Below are 16,953 nucleotides of genomic sequence, written 5' to 3' on the forward strand. Positions count from 1 at the left end.
ACCTGTCGGCAATCCAAGAATTTTAAATCGTCTGCCCACAAGGCCAGTCGCAAACTCAGGCAACCGATTCTGGAAGCCTTTCCGCCCTGGAGCAAGCCATGCAAGACCTCGATCCCGTCGAAACCCAGGAATGGCTGGACGCCCTGGAATCGGTTCTCGACAAAGAAGGCGAAGACCGTGCTCACTATCTGATGACCCGTATGGGTGAACTGGCGACCCGCAGCGGTTCGCAGCTCCCTTACGCCATCACCACGCCTTACCGCAACACGATCCCCGTTACCCACGAAGCACGCATGCCTGGCGACCTGTTCATGGAACGCCGCATTCGCTCGCTGGTACGCTGGAACGCGATGGCCATGGTAATGCGTACGAACCTGAAAGATTCTGACCTGGGTGGTCACATCTCCAGCTTCGCTTCCAGTGCGACCCTGTACGACATCGGCTTCAACTACTTCTTCCAGGCCCCGACCGACGAACACGGCGGCGACCTGATCTACTTCCAGGGCCACACCTCGCCAGGCGTCTACGCCCGCGCATTCATGGAAGGCCGCATTACCGAAGACCAGATGAACAACTTCCGCCAGGAAGTCGACGGTCAGGGCCTGTCGTCCTACCCGCACCCTTGGCTGATGCCTGACTTCTGGCAGTTCCCGACCGTATCCATGGGTCTGGGCCCGATCCAGGCGATCTACCAGGCACGCTTCATGAAGTACCTGGAACACCGAGGTTTCATCCAGCCGGGCAAACAGAAAGTCTGGTGCTTCCTGGGCGACGGCGAGTGCGACGAGCCGGAATCCCTGGGCGCGATCTCCCTGGCCGGCCGCGAGAAGCTGGACAACCTGATCTTCGTCATCAACTGCAACCTGCAGCGCCTCGACGGCCCAGTTCGCGGCAACGGCAAGATCATCCAGGAACTCGAAGGCGTGTTCCGCGGTGCTCAGTGGAACGTGACCAAAGTCATCTGGGGCCGTTTCTGGGACCCGCTGCTGGCCAAAGACGTCGACGGCATCCTGCAACGTCGCATGGACGAAGTCATCGACGGCGAGTACCAGAACTACAAAGCCAAAGACGGCGCGTTCGTTCGCGAACACTTCTTCAACACGCCTGAACTCAAGGCGATGGTTGCAGACCTGTCCGACGACGAGATCTGGAAACTCAACCGTGGCGGCCACGACCCGTACAAGGTCTACGCGGCGTACCACGAAGCGGTCAACCACAAAGAACAACCGACCGTCATCCTGGCCAAGACCATCAAGGGTTACGGCACCGGTGCGGGCGAAGCGAAGAACACCGCGCACAACACCAAGAAAGTCGACGTCGACAGCCTGAAGCTGTTCCGCGACCGCTTCGACATCCCGGTGAAAGACGAAGAGCTGGAAAACCTGCCGTTCTTCAAGCCGGAGCCAAACAGCGCCGAAGCCCGTTACCTGGCCGAGCGTCGCGCCGCACTGGGCGGTTTCGTGCCTCAGCGTCGCGCCCAGAGCTTCAGCGTGCCGACTCCGGATCTGGACACCCTCAAGGCGATCCTCGACGGTTCCGGCGACCGTGAAATTTCCACCACCATGGCCTTCGTGCGGATCCTCGCGCAACTGGTCAAGGACAAGGAAATCGGCCCGCGCATCGTTCCGATCATCCCGGACGAAGCCCGTACCTTCGGTATGGAAGGCATGTTCCGTCAGCTGGGCATCTACTCGTCCGTCGGCCAGCTCTACGAGCCAGTCGATAAAGACCAGGTGATGTTCTACAAGGAAGACCAGAAAGGTCAGATCCTTGAAGAAGGCATCAACGAAGCAGGCGCCATGAGCTCCTTCATCGCCGCCGGTACTTCGTACTCCAGCCACAACCAGCCAATGCTGCCGTTCTACATCTTCTACTCGATGTTCGGCTTCCAGCGTATCGGCGATCTGGCATGGGCCGCTGGCGACAGCCGTACCCGTGGCTTCCTGATCGGCGGCACCGCCGGCCGTACCACCCTGAACGGTGAAGGCCTGCAGCACGAAGACGGTCACAGCCACCTGCTGGCTGCCACCATCCCGAACTGCCGCACCTACGATCCGACCTACGGCTACGAGCTGGCGGTGATCATTCAGGACGGCATGAAGAAGATGACCGAAGAGCAACAGGACATCTTCTATTACATCACCGTGATGAACGAGTCCTACCAGCAGCCAGCCATGCCGGCCGGTGCCGAAGAAGGCATCAAGAAAGGCATGTACCTGCTGGAAGAAGACACCCGCGATGCGGCGCACCACGTACAGCTGATGGGCTCCGGCACCATCCTGCGTGAAGTCCGTGAAGCGGCGAAGATCCTGCGTGAAGAGTTCAACATCGGCGCCGATGTGTGGAGCGTCACCAGCTTCAACGAACTGCGTCGCGACGGCCTGGCCGTAGAGCGCAGCAACCGTCTGAAACCTGGCCAGAAGCCTAAACAGAGCTACGTCGAAGAATGCCTGAGCGGCCGTAAGGGTCCGGTCATCGCATCGACCGACTACATGAAGCTGTTCGCCGAACAGATCCGTCAGTGGGTACCGTCCAAGGAATTCAAAGTCCTGGGCACCGACGGTTTCGGCCGCAGCGACAGCCGCAAGAAACTGCGTCATTTCTTCGAAGTCGACCGTCATTTCGTGGTGTTGGCAGCCCTGGAAGCACTGGCTGACCGTGGTGATATCGAACCTAAAGTCGTGGCCGAGGCCATTACCAAGTTCGGCATCGACCCGGAAAAACGCAACCCACTGGACTGCTGAGGAGAAACTCTGTGAGCGAACTCATTCGCGTACCTGACATCGGCAGCGGTGAAGGTGAAGTAATCGAACTGTTTGTGAAGGTCGGCGACCGTATCGAAGCCGACCAGAGCATCCTGACTCTGGAATCGGACAAGGCCAGCATGGAAGTGCCGGCCCCGAAAGCCGGCGTCATCAAGAGCCTGAAAGTGAAGCTGGGCGACCGCCTGAAAGAAGGCGACGAACTGCTGGAGCTGGAAGTCGAGGGCGCCGCGCAAGCGGCCCCTGCTGCGGCTGCTGCGCCTGCCGCCAAGGCCGAAGCTGCACCGGCTGCCGCTCCTGCACCGGCTGCGCCTGCCGCCGCTCCGGCTGCCGCTTCGGTTCAGCAAGTGCACGTGCCGGACATCGGTTCGTCGGGCAAGGCCCAGATCATCGAGATCCAGGTCAAGGTCGGCGACACTGTCGAGGCTGATCAGTCGCTGATCACCCTGGAATCCGACAAGGCGAGCATGGAAATCCCGTCGCCTGCCGCTGGCGTGGTCAAGGCCATCAGCGTCAAGTTGAACGACGAAGTCGGCACCGGCGACCTGATCCTGGATCTGGAAGTGGCGGGTGCTGCGGCCCCTGCTGCTGCCGCTCCGGCCCAGGCTGCTGCTCCAGCCGCTGCCGCTGCGCCGGCTCCGGCCGCCGCGCCAGCCGCACCGATTGCCGACAGCGTTCAGGACATCCACGTTCCGGACATCGGCTCGGCCGGCAAAGCCAAGATCATCGAAGTGCTGGTCAAGGCTGGCGACAGCGTTGAAGCCGATCAGTCGCTGATCACTCTGGAATCCGACAAGGCGAGCATGGAAATCCCGTCGCCTGCCGCTGGCGTGGTGGAAAGCGTTTCCATCAAGCTGGACGACGAAGTCGGCACCGGCGACCTGATCCTCAAGCTGAAAGTCAAAGGCGCCGCTCCGGCTGCTGCCGCGGCTCCAGCTGCCGCTGCTGCTCCGAGCGCTCCGGCGCCAGCCGCTGCTGCTCCGGCTGCCGCTGCACCTGCTGCTGCCGCTCCGGCCGCTGCTCCAGCCAAGCCTGGTGCGAAAGTTCACGCCGGCCCTGCCGTGCGTCAACTGGCTCGCGAGTTCGGCGTCGAGCTGAGCGCTGTCGGCGCCAGCGGTCCGCACGGTCGCATCCTGAAAGAAGACGTGCAGGTTTACGTCAAAGCCATGATGCAGAAGGCCAAGGAAGCACCGGCCGCTGCTGCTGGCGCAACCGGTGGCGCGGGCATCCCGCCGATTCCGGTCGTCGACTTCAGCCGTTTCGGCGAAATCGAAGAAGTGCCGATGACCCGCCTGATGCAGGTAGGTGCTGCCAACCTGCACCGCAGCTGGCTGAACGTACCGCACGTAACGCAATTCGACTCGGCGGATATCACCGAGCTGGAAGCGTTCCGCACCGCACAGAAAGCTGTCGCAGAGAAGGCCGGCGTCAAGCTGACCATCCTGCCGCTGCTGCTCAAGTCCTGCGCACACCTGCTCAAGGAACTGCCGGACTTCAACAGCTCGCTGGCACCAAGCGGCAAGGCAATCATCCGCAAGAAATACGTGAACATCGGCTTCGCCGTCGACACCCCGGATGGCCTGCTGGTACCGGTCATCAAGAACGTCGACCAGAAGAGCCTGCTGCAACTGGCCGCCGAGGCCGCTTCCCTGGCTGAAAAAGCCCGGACCAAGAAGCTTTCGTCGGACGAGATGCAAGGCGCCTGCTTCACCATTTCCAGCCTCGGCCACATTGGCGGCACCGGCTTCACGCCGATCGTCAACGCGCCGGAAGTGGCGATCCTCGGTGTTTCCAAGGCAACCATCCAGCCAGTCTGGGACGGCAAAGCCTTCCAGCCGAAACTGATGCTGCCACTGTCGCTGTCCTACGATCACCGTGTGATCAACGGCGCCGCTGCTGCACGTTTCACCAAGCGCCTGAGCGATCTGCTGGCGGACATCCGCACCATCCTGCTGTAAAGCGCTCGGCCCTCCGGCGACGGAGGGCCGACCGTGTTCCACGTTTTCGAGCGCCACACGCTCGTACCTCAACCCCGTCACTTTGGCGGGGCTTTTTTTTGCCTGAAATAACGGCCGCCCGAACTTTTCCCACAACTTGCGCTGATATAGGCCACGACTCAAGTCCACTTCCTATCGATATTTTTCAGCACCAGGCAACTAACCTTGGCGCACTGAAGTTACACCACTAAACCGGGAAACTTCATTAATCACCAACACTTATTCGAATGGATTCGAACATGCTTAAACCTACTGTCGGCCCGATCATTGGCCACACCACAACTAACCAGGCGCGAATTTTCATTCGTGGCGGACTGCAACATAATGCGTCCGTATTTGCCGGCATTCGTTACCGGCTACTGGATTCGAAACAATGGCAACCCGCCCAGTTTGTCAAACTTGATTCAACCCGCGACATGACGGAAGTATTCGTAATCGATCATCTGAAGGCAGACACCGAATACGAATACCAGACCGGCTGGTTCAGCCCGATGAGTCCCGTCCACACCATCCACAGCGTGGCGGAGTTGCCGCTGCAATGGCCACGGGAGATTTACCGCCTGCGCACCCGCAGCAGCCAGCCTTTGCAGCCGCGCGCTTACATCCTCGGCTCCTGCCGTTACCTGCGCATGACCGCCGGCGTCCCGGTGCTCCCGCATCTGGGCGACCGGATCTTCGCGTCCATCAGCCAGTTGATCGAGGGTGCACAACCGGCAATCAGCGCAATCATGATGTGTGGCGATCAGATCTACGCCGACGACTTGAACCTGTTCGCCCCGGATCGCGACTATGACGAGTTCATTGCAAAGTATCGCGCGGCGTTTTCCCTGCCTAATATTCGACGATTGATGTCCGGCACTTCGACCTACATGATCCTGGACGATCACGAAATAGAAGATAACTGGCCAATGAACGCCCATGAGTCCGATAAAACGCTCTATCGCAACGCAATGGCGACTTACGATATTTATCAAGCGAGTCATAGCCCGATCTGTTCAACAACAACTAGCGGAACAATTGATCGCACGACACTGAAGCACTATTGGTATCAATTCAGCGATGGCGATATCGAATGGTTTGTGACGGACAGTCGAACTTGCCGCAACTTGTCGAATGACAACCGGCGCATCCTCGATGAAGAACAGGAACAGGCGCTGTGCAAGTGGTTGATCAATAGCCCGGCGCGGGTCAAGTTTGTAGTCACCAGCGTCATGTTCTATCCCGACCGCAAAATGAACGGCGATGATGCCTGGATGGGCTTCCCCGAACAGCGTCTGCGCCTGCTGGAAATCATCCGCCAGCATCGGATCAGGAACGTCGTGTTCATTTCCGGTGATGTGCATGGCTCGCTGACCAGTCGCCTGACCCACAGCGAAGACCCGGACTTTGAAGTGCACACCGTCGTTTCCTCACCGCTGAGCAACAGCAAACTGCTGCCCTACGCCACCGCCGCGACCTTCACGCTCGACCAGCCGCTGGCGCAGACCGAGGCAGGCGAATACCGGCACGAACTGACCAGCGAGGTCGTCAGCCAGGACAACTTTGCGCACATGGTGGTTGAAGCCGGGCGAATGCAGGTCAACTATCACGATCGGGATGGCAGGCACCTGCAATCCATCGATATTCCGTTGCGATGAATCCAGCGGTACGACCGTTCCGGATGCCGGAGGGCTCTGGAACGGCCATTTTCACGCTTGGTAGCATTAGTTTCCGGCGGGTGCTGGAGAAATGTTCACTGCAGCCGACATATTCTTATAGCACTTGGCCTTCATGTCTCTTGTCAGTCAGTGCCGCAATGATGCAACCTTGCCGCAGGCAACAGTAAAGAGGGCGCGAGCCCGGCGCGTTCAGCAAATTTCCAAGCGAGTTCCCTTCATGAAGAGCCAACCCGATGCCGCCAGCCGTATGGTGGCCGAGGTAGTGACGCAGTTGCCTGTGCCCTCGCGGCTCGGCATGCTGCGTTTCGAGCGCTTGAATGAAGCCAGTTGGGCCATGTTGTTTCTAGATCCCAACTGTGAACGCCAGTTCGGCCAGCCCGCCGTCGAACTCTGCGCTCTGGTCGGCTCGCCCTATGCCAGCCTGATGGAGCCCGAAGCGCGTTATCAACTGCACGACGCGATCCAGCAACAACTCGGCCACAGCCCGCATTATCTGGTGCGCTACACCCTGCACACCGCCGCCGGTGCGCTGAGCATTCTCGAACTCGGTGAAGCCTACAGACAGCACAACCGCCACTTGCTGCGCGGTTACCTGCTGGCGGTCGACAACGTGTTTGACGAGGCACCTTCGCTGCCGTCCGTCGACCTTGAAACCCAGAATTCACGCCTGCAAATCGCCCTGGAGCTCAACCAGCGTGCCCAGCAGGAACAACTGCAGCATCTGGAGCGGGTGCGCGCCCAGCAGGACCTGATCCTGCTGCTGGCCCGCCAGCGCTACAGCAGCCAGAACTCCCTCCAGGAAGCTGCCGAGCTGATCACCCGCTGCGCCTGCGATATCTACGAAATCGACTGTGCCAGCCTGTGGAACCTCGAAGGTCAGAAGCTGGTGCCGATTTCGGCGTACCACCGCGCCACCCAGGAATACATCCTGCCGGAGGTGATCGACGTCAGCGGCTTCCCCGATTACATGGAAGCCCTGCACGGCAGCCGCGCCATCGACGCGCACAACGCGATTCGCGACCCGCGTACCCGGGAAATGGCCGAAGCCCTGCGCCCGCGCGACGTCAACGCCATGCTCGACGCCAGCATCCGCGTCGACGGCCAGGTGGTCGGCGTGTTGTGCCTGGAGCAGACCGGCGTCACCCGCGCCTGGCAATCCGACGAAATCGCCTTTGCCGGTGAACTGGCCGACCAGTTCGCGCAGGTCATCAATAATCACAACCGCCGCACCGCCACCAGCGCCCTGCACCTGTTCCAGCGTGCGGTCGAACAAAGCGCCAACGCCTTCTTGCTGGTCAACTGCGACGGCGTGGTCGAGTACGTCAACCCGAGCTTCACCGCGATCACCCAGTACACCACCGAGGAAGTCCACGGCCAGCGCCTGTCGGAGTTGCCAGCCCTGGAAAACTTAAGCGAGCTGCTGTTCGACGCGCCGTCGGCTCTGGCCAAGAGCAACAGCTGGCAGGGCGAATTCAAAAGCCGCCGCAAGAACCTCGAACCCTACTGGGGCCAACTGTCGATCTCCAAGGTCTACGGCGACAACCGTGAGCTGACGCATTACATCGGCATCTACGAAGACATCACCCAGACCAAGCTGGCGCAGCAGCGCATCGAGCGCCTGGCGTACACCGACAACCTGACCAACCTCGGCAACCGGCCTGCATTTATCCGCAATCTGGATGAACGCTTCGCCCGGGATAGCGATACCCCGATCAGCCTGCTGCTGGTGGACATCGACAACTTCAAGCGGATCAACGACAGCCTCGGCCACCAGACCGGCGACAAGCTGTTGATCAGCCTGGCCCGGCGCCTGCGTAACAGCCTGAGCCCGAGCGGCAGTCTGGCGCGGTTCGCCAGTAACGAATTCGCGGTGTTGCTCGACGACACTGACCTTGCCACCGGGCAGCAGATCGCCAACCAATTGCTGGCGACGCTGGATAAACCGATGTTCGTCGACAACCAGCTCATCAGCGTCACCGGCTCCGTGGGCCTGGCCTGCGCGCCGCTGCACGGCCGCGACCCGCAGACCCTGATGCGCAACGCCGGCCTCGCTCTGCACAAGGCCAAGGCCAACGGCAAACATCAGGTGCAGGTGTTCACCGAAGCGCTGAACGCCGAGGCCAGTTACAAACTGTTCGTTGAGAACAACCTGCGCCGCGCTCTGACCCAGAATGAATTGGACGTGTTCTACCAGCCCAAGCTGTGCCTGCGCAGCGGTCGTCTGCTGGGCATGGAAGCGCTGCTGCGCTGGAATCACCCGGAGCGCGGCATGATCCGCCCGGACCAGTTCATCAGCGTCGCCGAAGAAACCGGTCTGATCATTCCGATCGGCAAGTGGATCGCCCGCCAGGCCTGCCGCATGAGCAAAGCGCTGACCGCTGCGGGCATGGGCAATCTGCAGGTGGCGATCAACCTGTCGCCCAAGCAGTTCTCCGACCCGGATCTGGTGGCCTCCATCGCCAACATCCTCAAGGAAGAAGCGCTGCCGGCCAATCTCCTGGAGCTGGAACTGACCGAAGGCCTGCTGCTGGAAGCCACTGAAGATACCCACTTGCAGCTCGACCAGCTCAAGCGTCTGGGCCTGACCCTGGCCATGGACGACTTCGGCACCGGTTACTCGTCGCTCAGCTACCTGAAGAAATTCCCGATCGACATCATCAAGATCGATCGCAGCTTCATCCATGAAATCCCGGACAATCAGGACGACATGGAGATCACCTCCGCCGTGATCGCCATGGCCCACAACCTGAAACTCAAGGTCGTGGCCGAAGGCATCGAGACCGCCGAGCAGCTGGCGTTTCTGCGTCGGCACCGCTGCGACGTCGGCCAGGGCTACCTGTTCGACCGGCCGATTCCGGGCGGCGAGCTGATCCAGGCGCTCAAGCGCTACCCGCGCGGTCCGCTCTCTCTGTAACCCACAGGACACTATCCGCACATTTTGCCTGGTGATTAACCGGGCATCATTGGGCACACTGTGGGTCAGCTTATAGACATCCCATCCTGACTGAGAGGAACGATCATGGTTCTGCGCTCGGAAATTCTGGTGAACAAAAACGTGCTACCGACTAAAGAACAAGCTCTGCCTGGCCGCGAAACCCCGATGGCCCTGCCTGAAAAACACTTTGTTTTCACCGAGACGCCGTTGCTGGGCCCGTTCTTTCAGGACGTCGACTTCGCAATCTTCGGGCTGGGCTGCTTCTGGGGTGCCGAGCGCCGCTTCTGGCAGCGCGAAGGCGTGGTCAGCACCGTGGTCGGTTACGCCGGCGGTTACACGCCGAACCCGACCTACGAAGAAGTCTGCTCGGGCCTGACCGGCCACGCTGAAGTGGTGCTGGTGGTGTTCGACAAGGCCAAGGTCAGCTACGAAGAGCTGCTGGCGATGTTCTGGGAATTGCACAACCCGACGCAGGGCATGCGCCAGGGCAATGACATCGGCACCCAGTACCGTTCGGTGATCTACGCGACCCATCCGGAGCAACTGGAGGCGGCGCTGAAGAGCAAGGCCGTTTATCAAGCTGAGCTGTCGAAGGCGGGTCTGGGTGAAATCAGCACCGAGATTGAACAGGCGCCGACCGTTTACTTCGCCGAGGCCTATCACCAGCAGTATCTGGCGAAAAATCCGGAAGGCTACTGCGGGATTGGCGGCACGGGTGTTTGCATGCCACCGAGTCTGGCGGGGAACTAAGCCCGCCCTGATCGCTCCCGCGCTATGTGCGGGAGCGATTGACGGTTGATCAGCTCTCGGCGATCAACCAATCCATCTGCCATCCGCCCTGGGTCTGCCCAAGTTTCTTGGACAGCCACGGCAGCAGCTCACGCAATTCTTCCTCCAGCCCCCACGGCGGATTGGCAATCGCCAGGCCGGAGCCGTTCAGGCTGTTCGGCGTATCCAGTGGATGCACCAGCAGCTCGACCCGCAGCAACTTCGGCGCACCGGTGCCGGCCAGATCCTGATAGAAACGACGCAGCGCACGCTGATCCTTCACCGGATACCAGATCGCCGCCACGGTCTGGCGCATCCGCGAGATCGCCTCTTTCAGCGACGCCGCACAACGCTGCATCTCGTCGAGCTTCTCGAACGGCGGATCGATCAGCATCACCGCACGCTTCTCGGTCACCGGCAGCAGCGCCCGCGCCACGTGCCAGCCCTCGCCCAGATGCACGGCCACACGGCGGTCGCCCTTCATGTTGTCCTTGAGCAGCACGCCGTCTTCCGGGTGTTTCTCGTTGAGCAACACGCGATCCTGGGAACGGGTCAGACGCCGCGCCAGCTCCGGCGAGCCCGGGTAATAACGCAACTGGCCGTCCGGGTTCATCTCGTGCAGCACTTTCATGTAGTCGGCGGTCAGCGCCGGCAGATCCGGCTGATCCCACAAGCGCGCGATGCCTTCCAGGTACTCGCCGGTACGGTTGGCCTGATCGCCCTGCAGGTCATACAGACCGATGCCGGCGTGGCTGTCGAGATAGGCAAACGGCTGCTCCTTGCGCGACATCAGGGCGATGAGGCGGGTCAAGGTCAGGTGTTTGAACACATCGGCGTGATTGCCGGCATGGAAGGCGTGACGATAATTCATGGCTGCTCCTGCGAGGGCCGTGAAGTTTACCTTTTACCGGGCGGCAAGTCAGGGGTTGGGGGCTGAGTGGCTGACAACCCTTCAAAAGCCCCTGATAAAACGGAATTGCAATGAGTGGAGTCGCCCAACCAATTCAGTGCGACATTAGCCTGATTACGACGAACGGTCTCTTTTTAAATGGAATTACAGCCTCTACCTGTCAACTTTGACAGTATCCATCTCGCCGAAAACAACACTTAATCAGGTGACAGGACCAGCGTTCGTTAACGCTTGTAATGTTTCAATCCATTGCAAAGAGGATCGTCATCAATGGCACAACCTATTACTACCACATCAGCTACTGGCACTGTTGTGTCAGTCGAAGACATCACAATCCCGCACCCGAAATATGCGAGGTTTGGTCAGACATTCAGCATCAGCGTAACCGTTGATAACGGAGGTGGAACATTGGAGGAAACAACGCAAACAAAGCCGTCCGTAATCGTTGGAGACAGAGTCAGGGTTACGATCACCGATGGCCCAAAGGGAAAACTCATGAGTGAAGTTATAAAAATCTGAAAAAACAAATGGAGAGAGCTTGTTTGGCGCGCTCATGCGGTACGGTGCGGTGAGCCGACAAGCTCCCTCGTCTCAGGCTATGCCTCGCCTACTAAAGCTACGAGCGTAAGCGCTTGCCAATCACATCCAGCACATCACAGCCGTCACGCAGTGGAATCACGCAGAGCTGGGCGAAGTCGCTGAGGATGACCGAGTCGCACTCGACCGAGCCGCGCATGCACATGTTTTCCAGGACCTGGATCACCGCGCGGATGCGGTAGTTGGCGGCGTCCATCAGGATGTCGAGCGGGGCGTGGGTGTCGATGAACAGGGTGGGCATGTCGTTGCAGTTGCTGGTCAGCGCCATGAGGCGGTTGTCGGGGTGGGGGATGAAGGGTTCGTAGGGTGGATCGGGATGAAGCTTGCTCATTTTTTAACCTCTGGTAGTGAAGTGAACGTCCACCGTTTCCTCCTACGGATTGGGTGGCAGCCATGCGCGGGGTAGGAGGACTGAGACCAGAGCACTCAGCCACGCCGAAGCGTGCCCGCGCATAACCGCCGCAAAGGATCTTACGGTCGAGCGAAGACTGCCGCAAATCGGGCAACGACGCTTATGCACTGCTCTGAAATCAGGGCTCCTACGCCCTGTCTCCACACTTGCGGAGACAGCCAAAGACTATCCCCGCAGCACCGCGCCCACCAGTTCACGCAAACCGCCGCAACTCGCAGGAAACGTCCGAAGCCTTTGCCCGGAAATTTCACTCTGACTCGTCTCGCAAGTAGTCCAGCAATGCCGAAGCCGACGATTCGTCCGACGTCGAAACCGCAAAAAACCTGACAACCTTGCAGCGCAAGACATCGGCGGGAAACGCCTCGAACAACGCCGGCTGCTCCTCGCTCAACCACTGCAAGGCGTTGTTGATCCGGGCATCATCGCCGAACTGCGCCAGCAGCTTTTCCGGCACCTGCCACCAAGGAAACTCCCGACCCGAGACCTGCGCCCTGCCCCCGATTTCGACGGCCTGACCGTTGATAAAGCCTCGCGTGAGAACCGGCAGCAATTGCCCGGCATCCACCTCGGACGACTCAAGGATCGGCAACAAAAACCGCCCATCCCAAAACCGGAAGAACACCGCTTTCCCGTCCGGCATCAGCACTTGGGTCAAGCTGCGAAAGTGCTCGACCACCGCCTCAAGCCCCGCCGAAGAAACCGCCAGCCAACCCCAGTCACGGGATTCGATGGCCGCGACCCAATCCAGAAACTCACTGCCCGCGTCGACGATTCCCACGTAGGGCATCACCGTATCCCACTCGGCGTAGATCGTTTCCGCCCACACCGGCTTCGGCATCTGCGCATTCAAAGGCCAGGCTTTCAGCGGTTCTACCGCACTCGAGCTGCTGAAAACCGCGAACAACTGCTCCGAGGGTTTCAGCGGCTGATCCTTCAACCATTGATCAGGCTGCACAGACACCGTCCTTGCAGCGCTCGCATTCTTCACAGAAAGGCGCATCACCTTTCAGGCTCATGATTTGCGCAGCAGTCAGAATCGCAGCCGGGGCTGCCGCCAGTTTTTCCGGCAACCCCGGCACTGTCGGCGCCGCACTCATCGCCGCCATCGGCGCACCACCCACCACAATCGGCACGCTGCTGAAGATCCCGCCGGGGCCGATGTTGATCCACTGCCCGCCCGCCTGAATCGTCGCGCTCGCACCACCGTCGATCACCACTTGCTGGCCGGCGCTGACGTGGAATTGAGCACTGGCGTTGATCGCCTGATTGCTCACGCGGATGTGCCGGTCGCCGGCCACCGTAAGGTGGTCGTCCTGCTTCACCTCGGTCTGGCGCTGGCCGTGGGTGATGCGCTGCTCATCGGCTTTGAGCTCGTGTTTGGCGAGGCCGGTGACGACAACGCTGCGCTGGTTATCCACCTGCACCTGCTGATCGTTCAACACGTGCTGGGTCCAGTTTCGCTGGGCGCGCAGGTAAATTTCCTCGGCGCCTTTGCGATCCTCGATGCGCAATTCGTTGTAGCCCCCGCCGCCGGGACTGCTCTGGCTGCGGAAAATACTGCGGGTCTTGTCGGCCGGCAGATCCAGCGGCACCGGCGTGGCGGCGTTCGGCAGACAACCCATGACCAGCGGTTTGTCGGCGTCGGAATCGATGAATCCCACCAGCACTTCCATGCCGACCCGCGGTATCAGCACGCTGCCATAACGGTCGTGGGCCCAGCCGCTGGCGACCCGCAGCCAGCAGCTGGAATGCTCATTGAGCTCACCGTCGCGATCCCAGGCCAGTTGCACCTTGACCCGGCCATACTCGTCGCAATGGATTTCACTGTCTTTCGGGCCGGTGACCACGGCGGGTTGATAGCCGAGCATCCGTGGTTTTTCCGGGCCCATCGGCGGGCGGAAGAACACGTCCCACGGTGTGGCGAGAAAGGTATTACGGTAGCCCTGGAAGTCATCACCGTCGCTGGTCACCGATTCCTCCAGCACTTGCGGCTGTCGGCCACGGTGCTCGATCGCAGTCAGCAGCCAGAGGTCATTCAGATCCTGGCGCGGATGCTCGGTCAGTTGCAGGAAATGTCCACTGACCAAGGCAGATTGATCGCTGCGTCCCTCGGCCTGACGGTAATCGGCGACATGCCGCTCAAGGGTGCGCTGGGCCAGTTGCTTGCCGGTTTCGCGCTCGGTGAACTGGCCGGGAAAGTGGTAATCCTCCAGCACCGGGCGCTGCTCGCTTTCGGCGCGACTTTGCAGCGCCAGCCGGGGTTTGGTGAAGTCGTAATCACGCCGGGTGACCACGCTGGTGCGGGTTTCAACGCGTACGGTGAAACGCTTGATCGCCGGTGCCGATGCAGCCATGCCGCTGCCCGGCAGGTACAGCGTCGGCTCAGCCAAACGCGGGAACACCGTTTGGTCATCGCCGAACACCAGCAGATGCCCGTTCGGGCTGTGCTGAAAATGGAAATGAATGCCGACTTCGGCACACAGGCGCTGTATGAACGCCAGATCGCTCTCGGCGTACTGCACACAGTATTCACGCGGCGGATAGTCGCTGCCGAGGCGAAATTCGAAGGCATCGCGCAGGATCGCGTGATCCTTGAGGATCTGCGTAACGATGTGCGGCACGCTTTGGTGCTGGAAGATTCGCTGATTGATCCGGTGACCCAGATAGGCCAGACGCGGAACAAGACTGACGTGATAGCGGGTCAGACGCTTGCCGGAATCCCCCTGCCCGACCCGATAGATCTGACCGTGAATACCGGAACCGTCTTCATCAAAACTCAGAAACGCCTGACAGTGCAGCAGACTTTCCAGATCCAGGTCCGGCCGCTCACTGACCAGCTCCAGGTCAAAACGGAAGGGTTGGCTGATGGCTTCCTTGCCCGTGAACTCAAGGACTTTGAGGTCAAACTGGGCGCCTTCGACGGTCAACGTGAAACGCGGTTGATTGGCAGACGCGAACATCCGATGTCTCTCTGCAGATTGAGGGCGGGCGATTCTGCATGAGGGGCAAGGGGTGCAGGTTGGGTGACTGAAAAATCAGATTTTCCCTACTTGAAACTTCGATCTCCCCTTCAAGAATTGGCGCATTCGACTACAGACATTTCTTTCAGAAATATCACCAAACCCTGTGGGAGCGAGCCTGCTCGCTCCCACAGGTTGCTCGGGTGAACCCGATAAATCGCAGGCAATAAAAAACGGCCCGCTTCCTGTAGGACGCGGGCCGTTTTCTTGTGAGCCTCAGCTCATTCCCATCACTTGTTCAGATGGAAGTCCTTCTCGGCCGCTTCAAAGCGCTGAACCATGCCGGCGCTCGGCTGGCCCATCAGGCTGACGAAGTAGATCGCCAGGCTGGCGAAGATGAAGCCCGGGATGATTTCGTACAGACCCAGCAGTTCGAAATGCTTCCACACGATCACGGTGATCGCGCCGACCAGGATGCCGGCCAGAGCGCCGTCACGGGTCATTTTCTTCCAGATCACCGAGATCAGCACGACCGGACCGAAGGCTGCACCGAAACCGGCCCAGGCGTAGGACACCAGGCCCAGCACACGGTTGTCCGGGTTGGCGGCCATCGCGATGGCGATCAGTGCAACCAGCAGCACCATGGCGCGACCGACCCATACCAGCTCGACTTGCGAAGCGGATTTACGCAGGAAAGCCTTGTAGAAGTCTTCGGTCAGGGCGCTCGAGCACACCAGCAACTGGCAGCTCAGGGTGCTCATCACGGCAGCCAGAATGGCCGACAGCAGCACACCGGCGATCCACGGGTTGAACAGCAGCTTCGCCAGTTCGATGAACACACGCTCGTGGTTCTCGGTCACTGGACCCGCGACTTCCGGGTGCGCCGAGAAGTAGGCGATACCGAAGAAGCCCACGGCCACGGTGCCGCCCAGGCACAGGATCATCCAGGTCATGGAGATGCGACGGGCGTTGGCGATCGATTTCACCGAATCAGCAGCCATGAAGCGCGCCAGGATGTGCGGCTGGCCGAAGTAGCCCAGACCCCAACCCATCAGCGAGATGATGCCGATGAAAGTGGTGCCTTTGAGCATGTCGAAGTTGCTCGGGTCCTGTGCTTCGATGGCCAGGAACGTGGTGTCGACGCCGCCGGTAGCCAGCAGCACGATGATCGGCGTCAGCAGCAGGGCGAAGATCATCAGGGTGGCTTGTACGGTGTCAGTCCAGCTCACCGCGAGGAAACCGCCGACGAAGGTGTAGGCAATCGTCGCCGCAGCACCGGCCCACAGCGCGGTCTCGTAGGACATGCCGAAGGTGCTTTCGAACAGGCGGGCACCGGCCACGATGCCGGAAGCGCAATAAATGGTGAAGAACACCAGAATCACCACCGCCGAAATGATGCGCAGCAGACCGCTTTTGTCTTCGAAACGGCTGGAGAAGTAGTCCGGCAGAGTCAGCGCATCGCCGTTGTGCTCGGTTTGAACACGCAGACGGCCGGCGACGAACAGCCAGTTCAGGTAGGCACCGACGATCAGGCCGATGGCGATCCAGCTTTCGGACAGGCCGGACATGTAGATGGCGCCCGGCAGGCCCATCAGCAACCAGCCGCTCATGTCGGAAGCGCCGGCGGACAATGCCGTCACCACGCTGCCCAGGCTGCGGCCGCCCAGAATATAGTCGGAAAGGTTGTTGGTGGAGCGATAGGCCATGAAGCCGATCAGCACCATTGCTGCGATGTAGATCACGAACGTGATCAGGGTTGGATTGCTTGCGCTCATTACGTACGTGCCCTGGCTTTGTTTTTATGTAGCGGCGGCGGTTGCACCGTTTGCAGACTGATGCCTGACAGACGATTCGCACGGCCGCGCATTTATGACCAATGTTTCCCCAGGAAAGCCATTGGCCGGTGCGTCGGGTTTCCCCGGTTGCACCTTGGGCGCGAATCCTATGCAACAAA

At 60.2% G+C, this 16,953-nt stretch carries 10 protein-coding genes; 5 read left to right on the plus strand and 5 right to left on the minus strand.

Features of this window, described 5'->3' with window-relative positions; genetic code table 11:
* The first annotated feature begins 98 nt into the window (after window positions 1-98).
* From aceE to msrA, 5 genes are all read left to right on the plus strand, one after another.
* Complete coding sequence (gene aceE, locus CAG25_RS03945; RefSeq protein WP_064592997.1) at window positions 99-2,744, plus strand: pyruvate dehydrogenase (acetyl-transferring), homodimeric type; 2,646 nt, start codon at window positions 99-101, stop codon at window positions 2,742-2,744.
* A gap of 11 nt (window positions 2,745-2,755) precedes the next feature.
* A complete protein-coding gene (gene aceF, locus CAG25_RS03950; RefSeq protein ID WP_085611101.1) occupies window positions 2,756-4,720 on the plus strand; it encodes a dihydrolipoyllysine-residue acetyltransferase in 1,965 nt (654 codons plus the stop codon).
* Between the two features lie 278 nt (window positions 4,721-4,998).
* Window positions 4,999-6,396, plus strand: a complete 1,398-nt coding sequence (locus CAG25_RS03955; RefSeq protein WP_085611102.1) for an alkaline phosphatase D family protein — start codon at window positions 4,999-5,001, stop codon at window positions 6,394-6,396.
* Between the two features lie 238 nt (window positions 6,397-6,634).
* The gene (locus CAG25_RS03960) at window positions 6,635-9,331 is read left to right on the plus strand and encodes a bifunctional diguanylate cyclase/phosphodiesterase (protein ID WP_085611103.1); all 2,697 of its coding nucleotides are present in this window, start codon (window positions 6,635-6,637) and stop codon (window positions 9,329-9,331) included.
* A 105-nt stretch (window positions 9,332-9,436) separates the two neighbouring features.
* A complete protein-coding gene (msrA, locus tag CAG25_RS03965; protein WP_074689601.1) occupies window positions 9,437-10,102 on the plus strand; it encodes a peptide-methionine (S)-S-oxide reductase MsrA in 666 nt (221 codons plus the stop codon).
* A 49-nt stretch (window positions 10,103-10,151) separates the two neighbouring features.
* Here the strand turns inward: msrA and CAG25_RS03970 are convergent, their stop codons facing one another.
* The 5 genes from CAG25_RS03970 to putP all read right to left on the minus strand — a co-directional run bounded on the left by CAG25_RS03970 (window position 10,152) and on the right by putP (window position 16,774).
* Entirely contained in the window at window positions 10,152-10,991 is an 840-nt protein-coding gene (locus tag CAG25_RS03970; protein WP_064592982.1) for a 23S rRNA (adenine(2030)-N(6))-methyltransferase RlmJ, read from the minus strand.
* A 655-nt stretch (window positions 10,992-11,646) separates the two neighbouring features.
* Complete coding sequence (locus tag CAG25_RS03975; protein WP_085611104.1) at window positions 11,647-11,958, minus strand: hypothetical protein; 312 nt, start codon at window positions 11,956-11,958, stop codon at window positions 11,647-11,649.
* A 328-nt stretch (window positions 11,959-12,286) separates the two neighbouring features.
* Window positions 12,287-13,039 (minus strand): DUF4123 domain-containing protein, encoded by a 753-nt coding sequence (locus tag CAG25_RS03980; RefSeq protein ID WP_143492881.1) that lies wholly within the window; start codon window positions 13,037-13,039, stop codon window positions 12,287-12,289.
* Window positions 12,984-14,999, minus strand: a complete 2,016-nt coding sequence (locus CAG25_RS03985; RefSeq protein ID WP_085611106.1) for a type VI secretion system tip protein VgrG — start codon at window positions 14,997-14,999, stop codon at window positions 12,984-12,986. The genes CAG25_RS03980 and CAG25_RS03985 overlap by 56 nt, the downstream gene beginning before the upstream one ends.
* Before the next feature lie 290 nt (window positions 15,000-15,289).
* Window positions 15,290-16,774 (minus strand): sodium/proline symporter PutP, encoded by a 1,485-nt coding sequence (gene putP, locus CAG25_RS03990; RefSeq protein ID WP_085611107.1) that lies wholly within the window; start codon window positions 16,772-16,774, stop codon window positions 15,290-15,292.
* Window positions 16,775-16,953 lie beyond the last annotated feature (179 nt).

This window comes from Pseudomonas sp. B16(2017) (genome assembly GCF_002113205.1).
GTDB classification, from domain to species: Bacteria; Pseudomonadota; Gammaproteobacteria; order Pseudomonadales; family Pseudomonadaceae; genus Aquipseudomonas; species Aquipseudomonas pharyngis.